This is a genomic window from Arcicella rigui, from assembly GCF_034929435.1.
Taxonomy (GTDB): Bacteria; Bacteroidota; Bacteroidia; order Cytophagales; family Spirosomataceae; genus Arcicella; species Arcicella rigui.
This window is the reverse complement of the sequence record NZ_JAYFUM010000025.1, coordinates 40,735-65,128: the sequence shown is the minus strand read 5'-3', so window position 1 is coordinate 65,128 and position 24,394 is coordinate 40,735. Positions and strand designations below refer to the sequence as shown.

Below are 24,394 nucleotides of genomic sequence, written 5' to 3'. Positions count from 1 at the left end.
TATTATCTGGCTTGTTTGATGAGTAAGTCAATGTCTCCGTTGCTGGCGGCTTTCAATACCAAAGCTTGCCAAACATTTGAATAGGCAACGCTGATATTGGTTTCGGCCCTGTTCAGTACAAACAAAGCTTGCGTAAGGTCGATGATGTTTGAAAGGCCATTTTTGTACAATACTGCTTTTTGTTCGTAAACATTACGGGCCGCCTCTAATTGAATCGGCGATTCTCGATAAGTCAGCAAGGCATTTTCAATGCGTTGGTCGGCTAAAAGCATTTGGTTTTGTAATTGATTTTCTATCAAATCATACTCATTTTTCAAGCCTTCACGCATAAATTGCTGTGCTTGAATTTGATGATTGATTTTGGTGGGCGACATAAAATTCCAGAACATCCCAGCCCCAACGATAAAATTACTTCTGGACGGAGCAATGCCCGAAAAGTAGTTTTTATCAACATGATTATTGGTAGGAGAGTAGTCATAATCAAAACCAGAGGCTTTAGACTGAAACGAACCGAATACACTAATTACGGGTAGTTTATTTCTGCTCAAGAGTTTCTGCGTATTTTCAGCAATGTTGATGCGTGATTTTACGAATAAAAGCGTCGGATTGTTCTCAATCGCCAAAGTAGAACCTAATTGCTCTGGTATTTTACTGAAATACAAAGTATCTAATTGAAAATGCTTGGTAGGCGAGTTTAATAAAATGGACAATTGGTTAGTTGCTTGTAATTCAATGTTTTGAGCTTCTATTTCGCCAAGTTTGGCATTAGAAACTTCGGCGTTTGCAATTGAAGAATCTACACCAGCATTCAGTCCATTGGTGGTTCTGGCTTTAATTACTTCACGCAAGGCAGCTACTCTTTTGTAGTTTTGTTTACTGATTTCTACAAATTTTTGAGCCGCCAAAAGGTTGAAATAAGCTGCCGTAATTTTGATAGCATGAATGAATTTTTCTTGTTGCAAATCCAATGAATCTCTGAATACTTGTGATTTGGCAAGGTCAACACTTGCTTTCAAACGACCGAAAGTATATACATCCCAGTTCACGTTTGAAGCGTACAAAGCCCCAAAAGCTGTATTCCAGTTTTGGTTTGCTGAGCTTGGTCCTGCCGCAGCCATCCCAACGCCTCTGTAAGGATACAAAGAACCGAACTGTCCATTAGCTGTTCCGTAATTGTTTTGTACCGCCGCCGTTACATCGGGCAGAAATTGTTTCTGAGCATTTATTACTAAGGCTTCCGATGCCTTTAAGTAATTCTTTTTGGCTTTGATAGAATTGTAATTTTCTAAGCCTATCTGAATGGCATCCGATAATTTCAAGAATGGCACTTGTGAAAAAGTACTGCGGCTACTCAGAAAACAGCACAGTAAAAACAGGAGAAATATGTAATTTTTTGGAATTATCATACTGAAACGAATGATTGATGTGAAGTGCAATGAAATAATCTATTGTATTGACCAAATATATTCAAAGATTTTGATAGCCTTTATAGGTTACTGTATCGAAAACTGATATTTATCATTCATGAATTTTTTTAATAGAATCTTTTATAGAAAAAATAAAAAAATATAAATAATTTAAGAAATTAGCATTGAATATAGCTTTGCTATTGGTTCTTGAAAGAATAATATATCATAATATTTCGATAACAGACCACTATTTTATTTAGCATACTTTTGTGGTTTTAAAAATGTATTCACGCACACAATGAAAAGACTTCATTTACTTTTTTTACTCTTTTTTATTGGAAATAAAGCATTAGCACAGCCTACAAGCTATTCCATGAAAAATACTCATGCTCACAACGACTATCTGCACGAAGTACCTTTTTATGAAGCTTACTCTTTACACTTTGGCATGATTGAAGCCGATGTTTTCAAACAAGGCGACGATTTGATGGTAGCTCATGAAAAATCTTCTATTCGTCCGAACCGTACTTTTAAAAGTTTATATCTCGAACCACTCTTAAAGCAGATTAGCCTAAATAATGGAAAAATTTACGCTAACGGACAAAGATTACAACTGCTGATTGACATCAAAGAAAATGGTTTTGAAGCTTTACATCTTTTGGAAAAGCAATTAAAGCCTTATCGAAATTATTTTGATGTAAAAAATAATCCTGATGCCGTTCAAATCGTCATCAGTGGCGATATGCCCGAAAGTATTGATTTTGATAAATTTGATGAGATTTTTTACTTTGACGGTCGTCCAAAACAAAACTATTCTTCTAAAAGCTTCGAGCGTGTAGCTTTAGTGAGTACCAGTATCACAGATTTTACTCGTTGGAATGGCAAAGGACTCATCACCGCACCGCAATATTTAAAAGTAAAAAACTTTGTGGATTCTGTGCATCGCATTGGTAAACCCGTTCGTTTTTGGGCAGTTCCTAATTCGTTGACGGCTTATAAAGCTTTGATGAAATTGGGCGTTGATTATATCGGGACAGATAATTTATCGGAACTGGCAAATTATATCAAAAATTTGGAGGTTTTTTCTGCTAAACCGATTGCTCAACACATTCCCTATTTACCGACTTATCATACTGACGGTGTTCAGAAAAAATCAAAAAATATCATTTTCTTGATTGGCGACGGAATGGGGCTTGCTCAAATTTATAGTGGCATTGCAGCCAATGGCGGAAAGCTGAATTGGACGAATTTTAAACACATTGGTTTTTCAAAAACCAATTCGGCGGACAGTTTCTGCACAGATTCAGCAGCAGGGGCAACGGCATTTTCTACGGGCGAGAAAACCAATAATCGCTATATTGGGATGAGTACTGAACAGAAACCTTTAGAAAATATTTCAGAGATTTTAGATAAAAAGAAAATCAAAGTAGGCTTGGTGGTTTCCGAAGAAATTACGGGAGCTACGCCCGCTTCTTTTTACGCTCATCAGCCAGAAAGAGATTGGTCACAACTGATTGCCAATGATTTAGCTACCAGTCCGATTTCATTGACGATTGGTGCAGGCGTAGAATCTTTCAGACCAGAAACGATTGAACAACTCAAGAAAAAAGGGAAAGTATTTACTAAAATTGAAGCTTTAGAACAGGTTAAAACCAAAGAAAAAACCTTTGTTTTTGTAGATAAAAATGAAGTACGCCCCAAACACGAAGGTAGAGGAGAGTATCTTTCAGAGGCTTTTGAGGCTGCTGTAAAACAGTTGGAAAGTACTTCGCCAAACGGTTTTTTCTTGATGTTGGAAGGTTCAAAAATTGATTGGGGCGGACACGCCAACCAGTTGAATTATGTAACAAACGAAATGTTGGATTTCGACAAAGTAATCGGAAAGGCTTTGGAATATGCCGATAAAAATGGCGAAACTACGATTATCGTTACCGCCGACCACGAAACGGGCGGTTTGTCATTATTAGAAGGCGATTTCAAATCAGGAAAATTAGAAGGAAGTTTCAGCACTACCGACCACTCAGGCATTGCCGTGCCAGTAGTTGCTTATGGCCCAAATGCACAAATGTTCACGGGTTTTTATGAAAATAATACTATTTTTGAGAAGTTGCTTAAATGCCTACGGATAAAGTGATGAGCTTTGAGCCGTGAGCTATAAGCTTTTTTAATGCTCATAACTCACGGCTCAAAGCTCAAAGCCAAATATGCTCCCTCGTCAACATACATATACTTTTGAAAATCTTTCTCTTTCAAATCTTACTTACCTTACGATTTTAAAGCATAGTTCATCGTTGATTGCTACGGATGAAAAAGGTTTTTTTGAGCTTCAACCCGAAAAAATCGACTTGAATTATGTAGAAATGCCTGTTTATTTGAATCGGCAAGACTTTCTTACAGTCACCGTAAAGCAAGAAAAAGACAGACTCGACATTGCTTGCGAGTGTAATGCCGTCATCAAAAATCTTTGCGAACACCAAGTACAAGTACTCCTCAACCTGACCGAACGCCAACATTTACGCATTTTTTTTGATGATGCTTTACGCCACAACAAAATGTTGGCTGTTGCCAAAGACTATGGTTTAGAAAACGAAAAAGCTTTAGACGAGTACTTTCAAATAGAATATCATCCTTTTAAAATTCAGATAAAACCTAAACTCAAAGAACTGATAGCGGTCAATCAAGCGGCGAATGAGTATTTGAGTACCAATTTATTGCCAAAATCGACTATGCCAAATGGTCATTTTGACCATCTGGGAGAAAGTCAAAAAATGTTTATCGTAATTGCCAAACATCGCTATTACGACCATTTGATAATTGAACTTTACCAAGCTCCTTTTACGAAAGAAGGGAAACTCAAAAATCCACTAAAAATACTTAATCCATTAGATTTTATCTGGAAAACTGCTGAAATAGAAGAAGTTAAGTTTTTTTCAAGTATTTTGAAATTTCAGCAACCCAATGGCGAAAAGGCATCAAAATTACTTTTTGATGGATTAAAAGCTTTGGCAAAAAATCCGCTAAATCTTGAAGTATTTTACCATGAACCAAAAATTTCAGAGAAAGTAAACGCCAGTTCTGTTTTGCCAATTCATTTGAAATCGCTGAAAATGGACATAAAAATGCAGATTGATTACAAGGATATTTTTCATGAAGTTTCAGCTGAATTATTGATAAATGACAGGGCTTATTCATTAGAAAACCTTGCGGTTAAATTCGATTATTTCGTTCAAATCACCGATACTTTGTACTTGATTGAAAATCCTGATTTTCTGAAAGTCATTACTTTTTTCAAGCAGCATAATCATAAAATGTTGGTGCATCGCTCCAAATTTGAGGAGTTTCAAAAGACTATTTTATACAAATTGGAAAACAAAATTCGAGTACATTATTCCTACATTCGCCCCGCTACGCCTGCCCAAATTGAAGAAAATACCATTGATATAAATCAGCAAAAAATCATTTATTTGTCTGATTCAGAGGATTATATCTTGATTACGCCCGTGATTAAGTACGGAAAGATTGAAGTACCTGTTCTGTCAAAAAAACAGATTTATGTGTCGGATTTCAATGGAAATGTTTTTTCATTAGACAGAGACGAAAAAGCAGAAATTCAATTTACGGCAGATTTAATCCGACAACATCCAGATTTTGAAGACCAGCTCGACCTTGATTATTTCTATTTGCATCGTGGGGCTTTTTTGGATGAAGACTGGTTTTTAGAAGCTTTTGATACTTGGCAAAAGCAAGGCATTACGATTTTGGGCTTCAACGAATTGAAAGAAAATAAGCGAAATTATCATAAAGCGGTCGTGAACGTCAGCGTAACCAGTGGCATTCGTTGGTTTGAAACTGAGCTTTCGGTTTTGTTTGGCAAACAGAAAGTTCCTTTAAAACAATTGCAAAAATCGCTCAAGCACAGAAGTAAATATGTGCAATTGGGCGATGGTACTTTGGGCATTTTACCGACAGAATGGCTACAAAAATTCACGGAATATTTTGAGGCTGGCGAAATTGTTGAGCAAAAAATCAGGATTCCGAAGAGTAATTTTTCGGAAGTAAGAAAATTATTTAAAGAAGAGTTTTTGGCAGATGAAGTAAAACAAGATTTGAAAATTTATGCTGAAAAACTGAAAAATTTCAAGCAAATAGAAAACGTAGCAATCCCCGAAGGTTTGAATGCGACTTTGCGAGATTATCAAAAACAAGGCTTAAACTGGCTTAATTTCTTAGATGAATTTGGCTTCGGCGGTTGCTTGGCGGATGATATGGGCTTGGGGAAAACGATACAAATCATTGCTTTTATTTTATCACAAAGAAGTAAAAAAGTACAAAATACAAATCTTGTAGTAGTACCTACTTCCTTGATTTTCAATTGGGAAGCAGAAGTTGCCAAATTTGCTCCTTCTATTAAAATACTGAGTGTTTATGGCGTAAACCGAGAAAAAAGTACGGCTAATTTTGATGAGTACGAAATCATTTTAACGTCTTACGGAACACTTTTGTCGGACATTACTTTCTTGAAAAAGTATCATTTCAATTATGTTTTTCTGGATGAATCTCAAGCCATCAAAAACCCCAATTCTCAGCGTTATCAGGCGGCTCGTTTGCTGTCTGCTCGTAATAAAATTGTGCTGACAGGTACGCCCATCGAAAACAATACTTTTGATTTGTACGGTCAGTTGTCTTTTGCTTGTCCGGGTTTGCTTGGCGGTCTTCAACATTTCAAAGACCATTATTCAATGCCGATTGATAAGTTTAAAGACTTAAAAAAAGCGAAGCAATTACAAGAAAAAGTAAGTCCTTTTATTTTACGAAGAACCAAAAAACAAGTAGCCAAAGAATTGCCCGATAAAACCGAAGTAGTGATTTATTGTGAAATGGGCGAGCAACAAAGAAAAGTATATGATGCTTATGAAAAGGAATTTAGAGACTTTCTGAATCATAAAATTGAAGGCGATATTCCCAAAGAAAGTATGCACATTTTGTCGGGTTTGACGAAGCTCCGACAAATCTGTGATTCGCCTGCTTTGCTGAATGACGAAGAGTTTTATGGCGGAGAATCGTCTAAAATTGAGGCTTTGATGGAAGAAATTGAAATGAAATCTTCCGAACATAAAATCTTAGTTTTTTCACAATTCGTCACCATGTTGGATTTAATAAAAAAAGAACTACTAAAACGAGGTATTTCATTTCAATACTTGACAGGACAAACCAAAAACCGTGAAGAAAAAGTAAATGAATTTCAAGGCAACGAAGCAGTAAGAGTATTTTTAATCAGTTTAAAAGCAGGAGGAACAGGCTTGAACCTGACCGAAGCAGATTATGTGTATTTGGTTGATCCTTGGTGGAATCCTTCGGTTGAAAATCAGGCAATTGACCGCTGTTATCGCATCGGACAAAAGAAAAATGTAGTGGCGGTAAGATTGATTTGTCCGAATACACTTGAAGAAAAAATCATGCGTTTGCAGGAATCCAAAAAAGATTTAGTCGGTGATTTAATCAAGACCGATACTTTGATGTTGAAGTCATTTTCAAAAGATGATTTATTGGCATTAGTAGGCGGCAAGCCGTGAGTTTAGTTAGTGAGTTGTGAATGAGTGATTTAGTGATTATTTTAGAGCAAAATTTAAATACTCTTGTTTATGAAAGCACCAACCATCAATCTTGATGCAATTGAAATCAAACCGATTACTAATCAAGCTGACTTCGAGCGAGCTTCTGCCTTAATTGATGCTTTGATTGACGCTGATTTAATAGAAGATGAAGCAACAAGAAATAGAGCTTTAGATATTTTAGAGGCTATTACAATTTTGGCGATAGATTATGAGAAAAAGCATTTTCCAATTGAAAAACTTGATCCGATTGAATCAATTAAACAAAGAATTGAGATGCTAAATCTTTCTCAAAAAGAAGTAGCAAAGTATTTTGGAGGCGAAAATCGAGTTTCAGAAGTACTAAATAGAAAAAGACCACTTACGCTGAAAATGGTAAAAAATCTCTATCATGGTTTAGGTATTCCAGCAGAAGTACTTTTAGCCTAAAAACAAATAAGGCGAGATGGAATCTCGCCCTACGGTTTTTAACAAACACCCTCTTTTACTTTTTCTCTTAAAAGCGTAGTCGCTTTCATCATATTTTTCAAAGCCAATTCTGTTTCTGCCCAACGGCGAGTTTTCAAGCCACAATCTGGATTTACCCATAAATTTCTGGCTGGAATATTTACCAAAGCTTTCTCTAATAAAGCCAACATTTCTTCGGTTTCGGGTACTCTTGGCGAGTGAATATCATATACGCCCGGCCCGATTTCATTTGGATATTTGAAATCAATGAAAGCATCCAATAATTCCATTTGCGAACGAGAAGTTTCAATCGTAATCACGTCGGCATCCATGTCGGCAATGTGTTTGATGATGTCATTAAATTCAGAATAACACATGTGCGTATGAATTTGCGTTTCGTCTTTCACGCCCGAAGCACTCAAGCGAAAGGCTTCAACGGCCCATTGCAAGTAATTTTCCCAATCAGCACGACGCAACGGCAAGCCTTCACGAATGGCAGGTTCATCAATTTGAATCACTTTAATGCCCGCTTTTTCTAAATCTACTACTTCATCACGAATAGCTATCGCAATTTGGAAAGCGGTGGTTTTGCGAGCTTGGTCGTCTCTTACAAATGACCATTGCAAAATCGTAATCGGGCCAGTAAGCATTCCTTTCATCAGTTTTTGCGTTTTCGATTGTGCAAATTCCGACCAACGAACCGTCATCGCCTTGGGGCGTTCAACATCGCCATAAATAATGGGAGGTTTCACACAGCGACTTCCATAACTCTGTACCCAACCATTCTGAGAAAATACATAACCTGATAATTGTTCACCAAAATACTCTACCATATCGTTGCGTTCAAATTCGCCATGTACCAACACATCCAAGCCAATTTCTTCTTGCCAATGGATAGATTTTTCAATTTCTATCGCAATTTGGGCATCGTACTCTTCCTGAGAAATTACTCCTTTTTTAAGGTTCGCTCTCAATACACGTACATCATCCGTTTGCGGAAACGAACCAATGGTTGTAGTTGGGAAAAGTGGTAGTTTTAAGGTTTCCAATTGTAAAGCCTGACGAACACTAAACGGACTTGGACGATGTGAATCCTTTTCCGTCAAAGCCGCTACTCTTGCTTTTACTTGTGGTTTATGAATCAGGTTTGAATCTTTTCTACTCTGAATCGCCTTCTGATTTTCAACAAATTGTTGAGCAAATAATGGAGCAGATGCTGATTCAGAAAGCTTTCTTAGCACATTTACTTCATTCAATTTTTGTTTGGCAAAAGCCATCCAATTTTTGATTTCTGGTGTAAGTACTTGCTCGTTTTGTTCTAAATCCAAATCGCAAGGAGAGTGTAATAATGAACACGAAGGCGCAATCATTACTCTTTCTTGTCCCAAAGTATCAATTGCTTTCTGAATGATTTTCAGGGATTTAGCATAATCGTTCTTCCAAATATTTCTACCATCGACAAGCCCAAGCGATAAGATTTTTTTGGTTTTGGCAAAATCTGTTTGCTCAAAAATATCATCTAATTGTGATGGGCAACGCACCAAATCAAGGTGTAGAGCATCAATGTCTAAAGTAGTGGCTACATAAATATTTTCGCCAGTACACTCAAAATAAGTAGCGACCAAAATATTGAGATTCGGCACTGCCTTTTTGATTTTTTGATAAGCTTGTTGGAACGCAATTTGCTCGTTTTCAGTCAAATCCAAGGTCAAGCAAGGTTCATCTAATTGAATCCATTCTGCACCACGAGCCGCTAATTCTTGTAAAATGTCAATATAAATCGGCAATAGTTTCTCCAATAAATCAATGCGATGAAAACCTGCTTCTTTTTCTTTTCCTAATAAAAGAAATGAAACTGGGCCAATCAAAACAGGTTTTGTAACAATTCCCATTTGTTTGGCATCTTCAAAATCAATGATAATTTTATCAGAATATCTTTTAAAGTATTGATTTTTAGTGAATTCAGGAACTATATAATGGTAATTTGTATCAAACCATTTGGTCATTTCCATCGCTTTAATGTCGAGTCCGTTACCTTGTACGCCTCTTGCCATGGCAAAGTAAATGTCTAATTCACGGTTAGTTTTTCCGTCCACCAAAGCATGATAACGCTCTGGAATTGCTCCGACCAATAGGGCAGTATCCAAAATATGGTCATAAAGTGAAAAATCATTCGAAGGAATCAAATCAATACCAGCCTCTTGTTGAAGTTGCCAGTTTTGTCTTTTGATTTGGCGACCAATCCAGAGTAATTCATCTTTGCTACTTTTTCCAGCCCAAAATTGCTCGCAAGCACGTTTTAATTCTCTTTTGCTACCGATACGTGGATAGCCCAAATTGTGTGTAAACATCATCATTGTTGTTTTAAGGTTCGTATTTTGCCGATTTTCGACAAAGTATTTTGGTACGTTTTATCAGCACCGATGAAACTTGAAAACACCACAACCGCCATGCGTAAAGCATAAGTACACGCTATTTCAGTGAAAGAAATAGACAATATTCGACAAGTATTTGTAAAAAATCAATGCGTGAACTAAGCCCTAATCGTGAGGGAATAGTCATTGAGAAGGTAGGCAAGTCTCCTGACTTATAACATTTTCTTCGCCCTTCTCATTCTTGAAAAAGAACAATGGGCAAAACTGAAGAAAAATCGTTTCTGAACGAAACCGTTACTTACAGTAGCACGTCTGTTCGTGATTTTCACACGATTCCTTTTTAATTTTTAGCAATAGAGAGACTCTATTTGCCTTTAAAACCAACCTTCTGATTGACGGGTGTTTGCTGTTACATAACAAAGGTATTAACGAATATTTTATGATAGATGTATTAACTTTAAAAATTGTAAAATATAGATATTTTATCTGTTATAAGTATTTTATATAGAATTATTATGATTAATAAGTATGTTTATTAAATAAAATATCTTTTTAAAAAAATAGAAATTTTATATTTAAAACCTTCTTTTCAAAGGATAATCTAATGCTTAATTAAGCCTATATTATGAAAAAATCATGTTTTGATAACACAGGCTTTACTTTCTCACAATTTTGCATAGATAACTTGCAGCCTCAATTAAAAACCTAATCCTTGCTTTCCTTATTTATGAGTCTCTCTTGGCAATAAATAAGAAAATTACTATTTCACAACACATAATAATGAACACAAAACCTTTTTTTAAGGCCCACTCGAAGCTTATCCTTGGGGTCTTAGTTGGGGCAACAGTTGGTGTTAATTCGCCAATTTTAGCCAGTAATGTTACTCTTCTCTCAACAACAAAATCTTATGCTTATGGACAAACAGTACTCAACAAAACTGTAAAAGATGTTACTGTAAAAGGAAGAGTGATTGATGCGAAGACCAAAGAGCCTTTGGCTGGTTGTAACATCCTTGTAAAAGACAGCAAACGTGGCGTAAATGCTGATGCCAACGGGAATTTTAGTATTACAGCAGATGAAAAAGCAACCTTAGTTTTTTCGTTTGTAGGTTATGAAAAGCAAGAAATTGCGATTGCAGGAAAAAGTACGATAGAAGTTGCTCTTGTTTCAAGTGCTTCAGATTTAGAGCAAGTAGTAGTAGTTGGTTACGGAAGTTCAACGAAAAAAGATATTACAGGTTCGGTAAAATCACTGAAATCTGCTGAATTTAACCAAGGGATTATCAACTCGCCAGAACAACTTTTACAAGGTAAAGTATCAGGGGTAAATGTTACTTCGGCAAGTGGTGAACCGGGTGGTGTTCAGAATATTAGCGTTCGTGGACCGGGCGGTGTAAGAACAGGCAGTACGCCACTCTTTGTGGTTGACGGTTTGGCTTTGGATAATTCAAGTAGCGGTGGAGCAACGAATCCACTCACCTTTTTGAACCCACAAGATATAGAGTCAATCGACGTTTTGAAAGACGCTTCTGCAACGGCCATTTATGGTTCAAGAGGTGCAAACGGGGTTATTTTAATCACGACTAAAAAAGGAAAAACTGGTTTTTCTACTTTCAATTACTCTACAAGCTACGGTTTTTCAAAAATGGCAAGAGCGTTGGACGTGTTCACGGCTGACGAGTATCGCCAACAAGTACCAGCAGTAGGAGGGGTTTTGGAAGATTTGAAAGCTTCAACCGATTGGCAGAAAGAAATTTCAAGAACAGCTCTTACTAAAAACCATAATATTTCATTGGGCGGTGGTGCTGAAAAATTGACTTATTATGCTTCTTTCGGTATTCAGAATCAAGAAGGTATTTTGAAAAATAACCAATTAGACCGTTATTCTGGACGTATCAATGTTACTCAAAAATTATTGGAAGACCGTTTGACAATTGATGCAAATATCAATGTTTCAAATACTTACAACTTACGTCCGCCGATTAGCTCAATTTTAGGAACGGCTATTTCTACCAATCCTACTTATCCTGCTTATGATGCCAACGGAAATCCGTACTCGTATGTAAATGGTGTGAATCCATTGACGACTTTGAAATTGGAAAAAGATGCTACTTCAATTACTCGTATTCTCGGAAACATTTCTCCTTCTTTCAAAATCATGGAAGGCCTGGTGTATAAATTGAATTTCGGGATTGATAATTCAAGCTCAAGTCGTGATTTACAATCTTTGGCAAGTGCAGTACCTTTGCAAGATGGTCGTTTAGAAACAATCAATATTACGAATACTAACCGATTGATTGAAAACTATTTAACTTATACAAAAACGATTCAAGACCATAGTTTCTCAGCATTGTTAGGGCATTCGTATCAGAAATTTATATTCCGTGGACGTTCGTACAGTATCAATAAATTCCCGATTTCTGATATTGAACCAATTTACAATCCCGGCTTAGGTCAAGACCTTACTTTGGCGAATAACAAACCAACAGGTTATGCTACCAACGATGAATTACAATCGTTTTTCTCAAGAGTAAATTATCAGTACAAAGACAAGTATTTATTGACAGTTACTTTAAGAGTTGACGGTTCGTCGAAATTTGGTACAAATAATAAGTATGGTGTTTTCCCTTCATTCTCAGCAGGTTGGAGAATCTCAGAAGAGGAATTTTTGAAAGGTTCAGCGTTGAGTAACTTGAAAGTAAGAGCAGGTTGGGGACGTACTGGTAACCAAGAAATTCCTTCAAAAATTACGCAAGCAAGATTTACTTCAGTAGTTTCTTCAACGACTTCTTATCCATTAAACGAAACCACTGACTATCCAGCAGGTACTTCTTATACAAGATTGGCAAACCCAAATATTCAATGGGAACAATCAACACAAACAGATTTAGGGATTGATTTTGGCTTATTGAATGGGGCTTTGTCAGGTACAATTGATGTGTTCAATAAAGTATCAGGCGATATTTTATTAGAAGTAATTCCAGCCGACCCAGTACAACCAGCAGGAACGTATTGGACAAACGTAAAAGACATGACGATTACGAACAAAGGTTTAGAAGTAGAACTAAACTACCGTCGTACATCCACCAGCGGTATCACTTATGAAGTAGGCGGAAACATTACTTTTATTGATAATGTGGTGAAAAATTCTCCTTATTCAGTGATTCCTTCAGGTTCTGCTTCGGGTTCTGGTTTGACATCGGCAACAATCAACGGTTATGTGAATGGTCAGCCAATAGGTACTTTCTTCTTGAAAGAATTTACAGGATTTGACGACAAAGGTATCAGTACTTATCGTGATGTTGACGGCGATGGTATCGTAACAGACAAAGACCGTATTGCAGCAGGAAGTGCTTTACCAACAAAGCAGTTTAACTTCTTTGGTCGTGCCAACTACAAAGGATTTGATTTATCTATCAACTTCAATGGCGTTTTGGGTAACAAAATTTATGACAACACAGCCAATGCCAATTTCTATAAGTTAAGATTATCAAAAGGTATCAACACTACGGCAGAAGCGATTGCTTCAAGTAGCGAATCGACGAATAATTCTGCTCCAGTTTCGACAAGATATTTGAAAGACGGTGCATTCTTACGTTTGAATAACTTGACTTTAGGCTATAATGTCAATACCAAAGCTTTAGGAATCAGCAAATGGGTTTCAGCTTTGAGACTTTCAGTAACAGGACAAAACTTAGCGGTATTCACAAAATACGACGGTTATGACCCAGAAGTAAATACCGACAGAACTATCAATGGTATTACTTCTTACGGAATCGACTACCTAAGTTATCCAAAAGCCAAGTCTGTCATTTTTGGTTTAAATATTTCATTTTAATTGACAGTACTGTTATCTGAAAGCAGTTAACCGTTATCTGTTCAATCTTTGGTTGATACGATGATTGAGAAAAAATCATTTTCAAATCTTCAAATCACCAAATTTTCAAATTACATAATTACAGAAATCATGAATAAGAAAATATATGCTTTTTTCGCCCTGCTGGGCATTTTAACGATTGAAAGTTGTACCAATCTCGACGAAGTAGTATTGGATGAATCTTTCACTTCAAACCTTTCAGCCAAACAAGCTGCCGACGGTATCATCTCGCCAGTGTATGCTGTTTTGCCAAGTATTTTTACACATACAAATTACTTCGCCATTCAAGAAATCTCTACGGATGAAGCCATTTTGCCTTACCGTGGTGGAACAGACTGGGGCGATAATGGTATTTATTTGGCTTTGCACGCTCATAATCAGACAAGTACAGACCCTAACTTGAAAAATACTTGGAATTTGATTTTGCAAGGAATGTCACGTTCCATTACAGCCATCAATACTTTGCCAAGTTCAAGTGAACCAGCCGCTAAAACCTATTTGGCAGAAGCAAAAGGAATGAGAGCCTATTATTCAATGCTTACTTTAGACCTTTTTGGTTTAGTTTTCGTGAAAAATGACATTGGCGAAACTTCTTCAATCTTGAGAGGCGATAAAGCGGTTGAGTATATCAAAAGTGAATTATTGGCGGTTGAACCAAATTTAGAAACAAATGTTGGTCCGGGCAGACTTTCAAAAGGAGCAGTTTGGGGATTATTGGCAAGATTATATTTGAACGCTGCCGTGTATCGTGACCCTTACGCCGCTTCGCCAACTTTTAAAAATGAAGATTTAGACAAAGTAATTGAGTACACAGATAAAATTATTGCTTCTGGACAGTATCAATTATCAAGAGATTATTTTGCGATTTTTAATTCTGATAATCATACCAACAAAGAATTGATTTTTGCGGTTGACCAGCGTGCTGAATTGAACGGACACAACCGTTTGGCGTACTTCTCGCTTTCGGGAGACCAGTTTCCCTTGCCAGCGTATCCAAATGCAAACGGAACAGATGGCCCAGCCATTACTTCTGATTTCTACCGTACTTGGGTAAGTGCTTATGGTTCACAAGACCCGAAAGTTGACCCAAGATTTTACAGAGAAAACCTTTCTATTTACTCAAATCCTGCGGATTCTTGTGTGGCTGCTGAAAACTTCAATATCAACCGTGGTATTTTAAGAGGACAACAATACGGTTTGATTCGTAAAAATGGTGTTTTCTTGAAATGTGCAGACGGAAAAATGAAAGTAGGTAAATTATTCAACGACACCAGAAATAAATCAACTTTACCAGTTGACTTTACTGAAAAAGTTGACTTTACCACAGAAGGAAGTAATTACAGTACTGGTTATAGAGTAGAAAAATATGAGTTCAGTAAAAAATCAGTAAGCGGTAGAAACTTTGGTGAAGCCGACATCGTAATTGTGCGTTTGGCTGATATTTACTTGATGAGAGCTGAGGCAAAATTGCGTAAAAGTAACGATGTTACCAGTGCTTTGGCAGACGTAAATACGGTAAGAGCCGCCAGAACGTACAGCACGCCAGCACCTGCTTTGACTTCTATTTCTTTAGATTTATTGTATCGTGAAAGAGGTTTTGAATTTTATTGGGAAATGCTTCGCCGTACAGATATGATTCGTTTTGGAAAATACGAAGATAAATGGACGGAAAAAACAAACACTGATAAAAACAAAAGAATCTTCCCAATTCCACAAACTGCGATTGATGGAGCTTCTAATATTCCGGGATATTTGACTCAGAATCAGGGATATTAGTACTATTTATGAATTATTAATTTTGAATTATTTTATTAGGACTTCACCCCAAAGAGGCTGTCCCAAAAGAAAGTAACAGCCAAATATTTTTTGGTGTTTAACCTCACCCCCAACCCCCTCTCCTGCAAAGAGGGGGCTTTTTTGCTCTCAAAGCTCCCCTCTCAACAGGAGAGGGGTCGGGGGTGAGGTTTTCTTCTTTTTCCATCAAAAACTAATCCCAACCGTAGCTTTTAAAAAGAATGGAAAGCCTGGGGTGAAATGAATTTCTGTTACAGAATTTGCTTCATTTTGTAATCTGGATTCGGTGGCGAATTGTGTTTCGTTCCATTCCACATTGAAAAGGTTTTCGGCAACTAAGCCAAAATTCACTTTCTTGAATTTATAATTTACGTTGGCATCGGTAACGGTATAACCTTTGGCAACGATAGAGTAATCTTCATTCGCTGCACGATTTCCTAAATGTCTCACACGTAAACCGCCCGAAAAACCTGATGGATGCGTTACGCTCAAACCGCCTGTTAAAGTAAAATCTGGAGCGAGCGGAATATAATTTGCTCCTTCGGGTTCGTCGATGCTTCTTGCCAAAGTATTGGTCATGTCGGCATTAAAAAATAACCAATTATTGATTTGATAACGAATGCCTAAATCCAAACCTTTTCTTACTGATTTTCCACTGGCTTCAATCACGGCTTCGTCGCCAACATAGACAAATTCTTGGTCGAGATGCAAGTACCACAATGCCATATTCAGAATCAAACGTGATTGTGGCTTCCAAATCATACCTAAATCTGCACCATAAGCGGCTGGCAATACTTCTTTGCTATTGCTGGCTAAACTACTGACACGAGTATCGTTTGAATGAAACCCTTTGCCTGCTTTAAAGAATAATTGAATGTCGTGGTCGGGATTATAAATGATATTCAATTTCGGACTGGCAATTACTTTCGCTACCGATTGTACCTGATTATTATTGAGTTTATCAAGATAATTAAAGTTGAAATAATCTAATCTCAAAGCTGGATTAAACAACCAATTGCCACGGTGGTACTCTATGCCCGTAAAGCCAAAAGCATTGGTTTCTTTCACGTTTCCAAATTTGAGTCTTTCCAAAATACTTGTACGGTTGAGTGTATGCGAAAGCTCAAGGTCATTTACGGCATCGTATCTAAAACCTACGCCCGACTGCCAAGAGAGATTTCCAGAAGGAAGGGTATAGTACTTATGAATTTCAGACTGCATTCCCAAAATGTCTCTGGATTCTTTTTGTTTGATTTGGTCGCCATTGATAGAATCTTTCAAGAAAAAAGTAAAGTTGGAGTACAGTTCAAAATTATAATGACTGTAATAAGCTGTGTTTTTTATCAAAAGCGATTCACCAACTTTTTTAGTATGCTGAAAATTCACATTCGTTCTACTGGTATTTCCGCCTTCTTTGTCGTCGATTGCCCCGAAACGAGTAATCAAACCTTCGTCAATAGCACGCTGCGGTACTTGTCCAGAAGCATTCCATTTACTACTAAAATGCGAAACAGAAAAGTTGATTTTGTGTTGATTGGGCAATTCCAAAGCGTATTTACCCATCACATTGACACGATTGAATTTTTGTGGAGAAATAAATGGCCCATCGGAATACAAGTATTCACTGGCGATATAGGCAGATTGTTTTTCTTGTTGTCCTAATAAATTCACCAAAGCCATAGTCCTAAAAGTATTAAACATCCCTGCATTGACCGAAACCTGACTTTCTTTGATTCGCTCTTTGGTCTGAAATTCAACATAACCAGCCGTGGTTAAATTGCCTTTATTGGCAAAGTACGGCCCTTTTCCGTAATCAATTTTTTCAATCGTTTCAGGAATCAAAAAATGTAAATCGGCATAGCCTTGTCCGTGTGCGTGCGAAACCATATTCACGGGCATTCCATCAACAGAAATGTTAATGTCCGTACCGTGGTCTAAATCGAATCCACGCAAAAATAACTGCTCTGCTTTACCACCGCCAGCGTGTTGACCAATGAATAAACCCGGTACTTTTCGTAAAATTTCTTGGGAAGAATTGACAGGAAAAGTCTTTAAATCAATTTTTGAAATGATACTTTGGGCATTTACTTCGGGGCTAATCGTTACTTCGTTCAACTGAAATACACTTTCTTCTAAAACGATTTTTAAGAATTTTTGCTCTGGTCGATAAACAATCTTTTGGGTTTTGAAACCCATGCAAGAGATTTCTAAAGTATCGCCTTTACTAACTTTTTCTACAATAAAATGCCCTAATTTGTTGGAATGTGAATGTTTATCAAGGCGTTTGTTCAAGACAAAACCGCCTTCGATTGGGTTTTTGTTACTGTCTGTAATTGTTCCTTCTATTTTCTGAGCAAAAGAATAAAATGATAAAAATAAAAGAAATGGAGTAATGAGGCTTTTCATAAAATTGTGATGAATGTATGAGGAAAGTTTAGATTAGTTTGTGTGATGTAATATTTATCAAATTTGAAATTTGACAAAACTATCACAAAGCTAACTGAAAAAGAATACATCAAACCTTTTAGATTTATTGTAAAAGTATTTAGGTTTTGACGTGAAAAGGCTAAAAGTTGTGGTGAACCGACCAAAAAGGGAGATTTAAGTCTTTGTTTTTCATTATATTCAAAGAAAAATCACAAACTATGATAGCCAATAAATTTTTCTCACTTCTCGCTCTTGTTTTGCTGTTTTCCTGCAAAAGTGAATCCGATTATGATGTTATTATCAAAAATGCCATGATTTACGATGGTAATGGAGGAAATCCCTTTCGTGCCGACCTTGCCATCAAAGCAGACACCATTGCCTTTATTGGCGATTTGTCCCAAAAAACTGCTCTCGAAATCATAGATGCTAAGGGCATGGCGGTTACGCCCGGTTTTGTGAATATGCTCAGTCAGTCGGATGAAAGCCTGATTGCCGACGGTCGTTCTGTCTCCGACATCAAACAAGGTGTTACTTTGGAAGTCATGGGCGAAGGAAGTTCAATGGGGCCACTCAGTGACTCCTTGAAAAGTTTAGCACAGAAAAGTCAAGGCGAAATTAAGTATGAAATTTCATGGAATACACTTGGAGGCTATCTGGATTTTCTGGAGAAAAAAGGCGTTTCTACCAATGTTGCTTCTTTTGTAGGGGCGGCTACGCTAAGGATAAATGAACTGGGTTTTGCCAATGTTCAGCCCAGTCCTAAGCAATTGCAAAACATGAAAAAACAAATGAAAGAAGCTATGGAAGAAGGAGCAATGGGCGTGAGTACAGGTTTGATTTACGCTCCGGGAGCTTATGCTAAAACAGCCGAAATTGTGGAATTGGCGAAAGTGGCATCAACCTATGGCGGTACTTATATTTCACATATTCGTAGTGAGGGAAATCGTTTTGAAGAAGCCGTTGATGAGTTTTTGGCGATTACCAAAGCTGCCAATATTCATGGGGAAATCTTTCATTTGAAAGCTGGAGGAAAGCAAAATTGGAAGAAATTAGATAAAATAATTGCCAAAATTGACAGTGCCAGAAAAGCAGGCATGAACGTAACAACCAATATGTATAATTATGTAGCAGGGGCTACGGGCTTGGATGCCGCCATGCCAACGTGGGTACAAGAAGGCGGACTAAGTGCTTGGCGAAACAGATTACAGAATGATACCATTCGTAAAAAAGTAATCAAAGAAATGAGTGTACAACAAAATGAATGGGAAAATCTGTGCCTTTCGGCAGGAGCAGAAGGAACGCTTTTCGTTGGTTTCAAACAAGATTCTCTTAGAAAATACTTAGGAAAAACTTTAGCAGAAGTAGCCAAAATCAGAAGAAAATCTTGGCAAGAAACTGCTTTGGATTTGGTAGTACAAGATGGCTCTCGTGTGGAAGTTGTCTATTTTTTAATGTCGGAAGAAAACGTAAAAAAACAAATGGCTTTGCCTTATATGAGCTTTGGTTCGGATGCTGCTTCGCAAGTACCCGAAGGTGTTTTCTTGAATTGGTCGGCACATCCAAGAACCTATGGCAATTTTGCTCGATTGTTAGGAAAGTACGTTCGTGATGAAAAAGTCATTTCTTTGCCCGAGGCAATTCGCAAACTTACGTCTTTGCCTTGTGATAATCTTAAAATTCAAAAGAGAGGACGCTTGAAAGTGGGAAATTTCGCTGACATTGCCATTTTTGACCCTACCAAAATTCAAGATAAAGCTACTTTTGAAAAACCACATCAGCTTTCAGAAGGCATGAGTTATGTATTTGTGAATGGCAAACAAGTACTTAAAAATGGCGAGCCAACGGGCGTATTCTCAGGAAGATTCGTTCACGGGCCGGGTTGGATATGGAAGGGTGAGGGAGAATAGAAACCTCACCCGCAACGGCGGCCGCCCCACCCCCTCTCCGTGAGAGAGGGGGCTTTTTTGCTCCAAAATCTCCCATCTCAACAGGAGAGGTTAACTCAAAGAACTAATAATCTGATAAATCTCTTCAAAACTTGGGCGGGCCAAAACTACTTCGTCCATACATTTTATTACTAAATCTTGCAGTATCTGTACTTTGTTTTGGTCGGTTTCGTCTGCTTGAAGGTATCTTAATAAATCATCCAACAAACAAGCAAAAGCCCTTACTTCCAAACGCTGAATAGCGGCGGCTTTACTTGAATGTACGTGATAAGTACTTCCTGCCCCGAAATCACTAAATAAAGTATTGGCTTCTTCGTCCACCAAAGTATTATGAGCATAGAGGTCGCCATGCGAAACACCCAAAGCGTGCAAATGTTTCCCCACACTGGCGATTGAGGCTGAAATTTTTATCACTTCTGCCAAAGTAAAAACCGTTTCGGGCGGATAAGTATCTCTGGTACAAGTTTCAAAACTTGGCGGACCACCCAAATTTCTGAAATTCGCAGGAATCAATTCCATCAATAAACCATGTTTATCGGCTGGATGCTCTTTGATTTTTCCCAGTACTGTTACCAAATTCGGATGATTTCCTGCCGAAATACAAGCATTCATTTCATCACTTGGTAGTCCGTCGCTGGTTACTTCTCCTTTATATATTTTTACGGCTATGGTTTTATGTTGCGTAGTCCATTCGGCTTTAGCAATATTTCCAGAAGCACCTTCGCCCAATTGTTCTTTTATCTCCAATTCATGCCAAGCAATTTCTGCTAAAGCGATTTGTTCTTCTGTACTTTCTGAAAATAGATTTCCTGCAAAAGCCAACCAAGAAAGTTGAGGGAAAGCAAGCAATTCTTCTGGAAATACTTCAATCTGATTGGCTGAAATACGAAGTAATTGTAAATTTTTGCAAGCTGATAATTCTTTGGGTAAAGCTTTTAGTCGATTACCTGCCAACATTAATTTTTGCATTCGGCTACATTTACCGATTGAAGCAGGAATACTTTCGATGGCATTGTTAGTCAGAATCAGCCAACGAGTAGTATGTGGAATAGCATTTTCGGGAATACTTTGAATTTGATTGGCTTTAAAACCAATCATTTCAAGGTTTTGACATTCGCCCAAAACTGCTGGAAATTCAGTGAATAGATTATCAGAAAAGAAGGCAATTTTTAGTTTTTTTAGTTGGGCAAAATCATCGGGTAAGGCTGAAAGTTCATTACCTGATAAATCTAAAATTTCTAAAGTATCTGCCAGTTGATAGATTTCTTTGGGAAAGCTTTTTAAGCCACAAGATAATTTTAAACGTGTTGTTCCTAATAGTTCTCCTGAGTACAATTGTTGGAGTGTCTGCATGAATGGCAAAGGTTTATTTTTTCAAAGATAGCTTGTGAGCTTTTAGCTTTGAGTCATGAGCTTTGTTTTTTCTTTTAAAATCAAAAGGGTTGAAATAAATCCTAACCCTTTTGATAGGAATATTTAGGTATATCAAGTTTTCCTATTATAATTGTGCTTATGAGCTATAAGTCATCGGATGAAAAAATATAATATTAAATGCTACGCTAAACAATTCAAATTACAATGATTAATAAAGAGATTAAAAGAGAATTATATTCACTGGGGAAAATAATTGGAGGTTTTATCATTGTAGTCATGTTGTTGATTTTATTCTCTGTACTATTTAAGTCTCCAGAAAAACCATTTGCTGAATTTTATATCACGGATTTTTCTAAGCCAATTACTTTCATTGATTCAAGTTCTGCCGAACATCGTGATGTGCATGCAGCTATACTTATTAAAATTACAGGCGTATTAGATTCAAATGCCAGTATTACTTACGGTTCTAATAGAAAAAAATACCTGAAGGTGAAGCCAACAGAAATGATGGATGATGGTGGAGCTTATGAATTAACCAAAGGGAAAATTAATATTGATGTTAGAAATGATTATTATCAAGGAGATACTATTCGGATATTATTCACTCCAAAAGGTTGTAAAAAAGGATGGTTGAGAATTAAAACGAAAATTTATTGATGATATGAAAAAATATAATATTAAATGCTACGCTAAACAATTCAAATTGCAATGATTAATAAAGAGATTAAAAGAGAATTATATTCATTGGGGAAAATAATTGGAGGTTTTATCATTGTAGTCATGTTGTTGATTCTATTCTCTGTACTATTTAAGTCTCCAGAAAAACCATTTGCTGAATTTTATATCACGGATTTTTCTAAGCCAATTACTTTCATTGATTCAAGTTCTGCGTCACATAGTGACGTTCATGATGTTATACTTATTAAAATTACAGGCGTATTAGATTCAAATGCCAGTATTACTTACGGTTCTAATAGAAAAAAATACCTGAAGGTGAAGCCAACAGAAATGATGGATGATGGTGGTGGTTATGAATTAACCAAAGGAAAAATTAATATTGATGATAGACATGATTATTATCAAGGAGATACTATTCGGATATTATTCACTCCAAAAGGTTGTAAAAAAGGATGGTTGAGAATTAAAACAAAAATTTATTGATGATTACATGAATGGCAAAGGTTTATTTTTTAAAGATAGCTTGTGAGCTTTTAGCTTTGAGTAATGAGCTTTGTTTTTTCTTTTAAAATTACTGATGAGACTGTCCAAAAAGGATGTAACAACCAATCTTTGGGAAAAGACCTCACCCCCAACCCCTCTCCTGCTGAGCTACGGTTTATACACATCTTTTAAGTGTGTTTGTTAAGAGTATAATATCGTTAATAATTGAGTGTCAATTGGGTAATTTCCCCCTTTTCAACCTCATCCCCCAGCCCCTTCTCCTGTTGAGAAGGGGAGCCGTTGGAGAGAACATATCATTAATTATCAAACACTTACAAACTTATGTATAAACCGTAGCTCAGCAGGAGAGGGGTCGGGGGTGAGGTCTTTCGCAGAATGATATTTGGTCTCAAAATTTTTTTGGACAGGCTCAGCAATATGATTTTTTCTAAAAGAATATCCTGAGACTCTTTTAGGTTCTCCTGACATTCTAAAAGGGTCTCGGGAGAACCTAAAAGTATATCCGAAGACCCTTTTAGGTTCTCTCGACATTCTAAAAGGGTCTCGGGAGAACCTAAAAGAATGTCCGAAGACCCTTTTAGGTTCTCCTGACATTCTAAAAGGGTCTCGGAAGAACCTAAAAGGATATCCGAAGACCCTTTTAGGTTCTTTTGATAGGTAAAAGAGTATCACAAACAGCAAAAAGCCTCATTGGATATACTAAAAGAATGGATTGATATTCTTTTAGTATATCCAATGAGGCTTAAAAGTATTTTTAATCATTAATAGTTTGTAGTGTATGAAGGTTTTAATACTATTTCGGATTTAGACGATTGGATGAATTACCTAAAAATCAAACATTTAATAAAGCCGAAATCCATCATTTTACCATCCTTCGTACACTAATATTTATTGTACTCAGTAGTTTTAGTTTACTTACATTCTTGCTTTTTCTAATAAAGCCTTTGTGGCTCTGATGCCAGCGTCTTCATCCAAATAGTTTTCTTTTGCTCCCATCATTTTCATAATGCCTCCTTCGTATTCAATGCCTACAAAACCTTTGAAATTTTTAGTCATTCCTTTGTTGACAATCGGCATCATTTTAGCAAAATCTGTATCTGTACAAGCTCCACTTTCATCAAAGAAATGGGTTTTAGCACTGACACCTTTGGCAAAAGGCATCAATTTTTTTACGCCATCATATTTATCATACTCATGAATAATTTTAGACTCTTTAAAAGCCTCTAAAGTCATGGCTTTAGGTTTTTCTCTTTCGGTAAAATTCCCAAAATCAGGCAAACAACCAGCGTAAGGATTATTCACTTGTTTTAATAAAGCCACCAACCAATCTGGATTCGTAGAAATGGTAATATGATTTTCGATGATTACGCCAATACCTGCTTTTTGTCCGTACTCTACCAATTTTCCGTAGCCCTCTACGCCTGCTTTCATGATTTCTTCGGGCGTGCCGTCGCCATCCATATTCACACGGATAGAATGACAACCCAAAAATTTAGCGGCATCTACCCATTTATAGTGATTTTCAACTGCTTTTTGGCGAGCCGCACCATCGCTTGCTCCTAAATCACCTTCGGCATCCACCATAATCAGAACATTCTGAACGCCTAAATCGGCGGTTCTTTGTTTGAGTTCATTCAGATAGGCTTGGTCTTTGGCTTTGTCGGCCCAAAACATCGAAACATATTCCACCGCATTAATGCCAAAATCATTTTTAGCTTTGGCAGGAAAATCCATGTTTTTCAGTTTCCCACTGAACAATGAACCCGCCAAAGAGAATTCAGCCAAAGAGATTTCAAAATGAGGTTTGGCTGTTCCTAAAATGGTTTCAGGAAGAAAACTCGCCGCTGTTAATAAGCCCAATTGCCCCATAAACTCACGACGACTTGAATGATTTTGTGCTACGTTTTCCATCAGATTTTTACTGTTTTATTTTTTAAATCATGAAGCATTTT

Annotated in this window: 14 protein-coding genes and 1 riboswitch; of the genes, 8 read left to right on the top strand and 6 right to left on the bottom strand. The window is 37.0% G+C overall.

What is annotated here, in order from left to right:
* Positions 1 to 2: 2 nt before the first annotated feature.
* Positions 3 to 1,406, bottom strand: coding sequence for a TolC family protein (locus tag VB248_RS19000; protein WP_323298404.1), 1,404 nt, complete (start codon positions 1,404 to 1,406; stop codon positions 3 to 5).
* Positions 1,407 to 1,707: 301 nt separating this feature from the next.
* Between VB248_RS19000 and VB248_RS18995 the strand changes: the two genes are divergently transcribed.
* The 3 genes from VB248_RS18995 (at position 1,708) to VB248_RS18985 (ending at position 7,450) form a co-directional block, all read left to right on the top strand.
* Positions 1,708 to 3,543: an alkaline phosphatase gene (locus tag VB248_RS18995; protein WP_323298403.1), complete on the top strand. Its 1,836-nt coding sequence runs from the start codon at positions 1,708 to 1,710 to the stop codon at positions 3,541 to 3,543.
* A 70-nt stretch (positions 3,544 to 3,613) separates the two neighbouring features.
* On the top strand, positions 3,614 to 6,982 hold the full coding sequence (locus tag VB248_RS18990) for a DEAD/DEAH box helicase (protein WP_323298402.1): 3,369 nt from the start codon (positions 3,614 to 3,616) through the stop codon (positions 6,980 to 6,982).
* 69 nt (positions 6,983 to 7,051) lie between these two features.
* A complete protein-coding gene (locus VB248_RS18985) occupies positions 7,052 to 7,450 on the top strand; it encodes a helix-turn-helix domain-containing protein (RefSeq protein WP_323298401.1) in 399 nt (132 codons plus the stop codon).
* A gap of 38 nt (positions 7,451 to 7,488) precedes the next feature.
* On the opposite strand, the gene metE is transcribed toward VB248_RS18985, so the two are convergent.
* On the bottom strand, positions 7,489 to 9,819 hold the full coding sequence (gene metE / locus VB248_RS18980) for a 5-methyltetrahydropteroyltriglutamate--homocysteine S-methyltransferase (protein WP_323298400.1): 2,331 nt from the start codon (positions 9,817 to 9,819) through the stop codon (positions 7,489 to 7,491).
* 2 nt (positions 9,820 to 9,821) lie between these two features.
* Positions 9,822 to 9,965, bottom strand: a complete 144-nt coding sequence (locus VB248_RS18975; RefSeq protein WP_323298399.1) for a hypothetical protein — start codon at positions 9,963 to 9,965, stop codon at positions 9,822 to 9,824.
* 58 nt (positions 9,966 to 10,023) lie between these two features.
* Positions 10,024 to 10,240: riboswitch (cobalamin riboswitch) on the bottom strand.
* A gap of 383 nt (positions 10,241 to 10,623) precedes the next feature.
* On the opposite strand from VB248_RS18975, the gene VB248_RS18970 reads away from it, so the two are divergent.
* Both VB248_RS18970 and VB248_RS18965 read left to right on the top strand, forming a co-directional pair.
* Entirely contained in the window at positions 10,624 to 13,680 is a 3,057-nt protein-coding gene (locus VB248_RS18970; RefSeq protein ID WP_323298398.1) for a SusC/RagA family TonB-linked outer membrane protein, read from the top strand.
* 129 nt (positions 13,681 to 13,809) lie between these two features.
* Positions 13,810 to 15,495: a RagB/SusD family nutrient uptake outer membrane protein gene (locus tag VB248_RS18965; RefSeq protein WP_323298397.1), complete on the top strand. Its 1,686-nt coding sequence runs from the start codon at positions 13,810 to 13,812 to the stop codon at positions 15,493 to 15,495.
* A 204-nt stretch (positions 15,496 to 15,699) separates the two neighbouring features.
* Here the strand turns inward: VB248_RS18965 and VB248_RS18960 are convergent, their stop codons facing one another.
* Complete coding sequence (locus tag VB248_RS18960; RefSeq protein ID WP_323298396.1) at positions 15,700 to 17,919, bottom strand: TonB-dependent receptor; 2,220 nt, start codon at positions 17,917 to 17,919, stop codon at positions 15,700 to 15,702.
* A 239-nt stretch (positions 17,920 to 18,158) separates the two neighbouring features.
* Between VB248_RS18960 and VB248_RS18955 the strand changes: the two genes are divergently transcribed.
* On the top strand, positions 18,159 to 19,847 hold the full coding sequence (locus VB248_RS18955) for an N-acyl-D-amino-acid deacylase family protein (RefSeq protein WP_323298395.1): 1,689 nt from the start codon (positions 18,159 to 18,161) through the stop codon (positions 19,845 to 19,847).
* A 90-nt stretch (positions 19,848 to 19,937) separates the two neighbouring features.
* Here VB248_RS18955 and VB248_RS18950 read toward each other — a convergent pair whose 3' ends face one another.
* Positions 19,938 to 21,239, bottom strand: coding sequence for a leucine-rich repeat-containing protein kinase family protein (locus VB248_RS18950; protein WP_323298394.1), 1,302 nt, complete (start codon positions 21,237 to 21,239; stop codon positions 19,938 to 19,940).
* A 225-nt stretch (positions 21,240 to 21,464) separates the two neighbouring features.
* Between VB248_RS18950 and VB248_RS18945 the strand changes: the two genes are divergently transcribed.
* Positions 21,465 to 21,917: a hypothetical protein gene (locus tag VB248_RS18945; RefSeq protein WP_323298393.1), complete on the top strand. Its 453-nt coding sequence runs from the start codon at positions 21,465 to 21,467 to the stop codon at positions 21,915 to 21,917.
* 51 nt (positions 21,918 to 21,968) lie between these two features.
* Positions 21,969 to 22,421: a hypothetical protein gene (locus VB248_RS18940; RefSeq protein ID WP_323298392.1), complete on the top strand. Its 453-nt coding sequence runs from the start codon at positions 21,969 to 21,971 to the stop codon at positions 22,419 to 22,421.
* Positions 22,422 to 23,357: 936 nt separating this feature from the next.
* On the opposite strand, the gene VB248_RS18935 is transcribed toward VB248_RS18940, so the two are convergent.
* Entirely contained in the window at positions 23,358 to 24,353 is a 996-nt protein-coding gene (locus tag VB248_RS18935; protein ID WP_323298391.1) for a sugar phosphate isomerase/epimerase family protein, read from the bottom strand.
* Positions 24,354 to 24,394 lie beyond the last annotated feature (41 nt).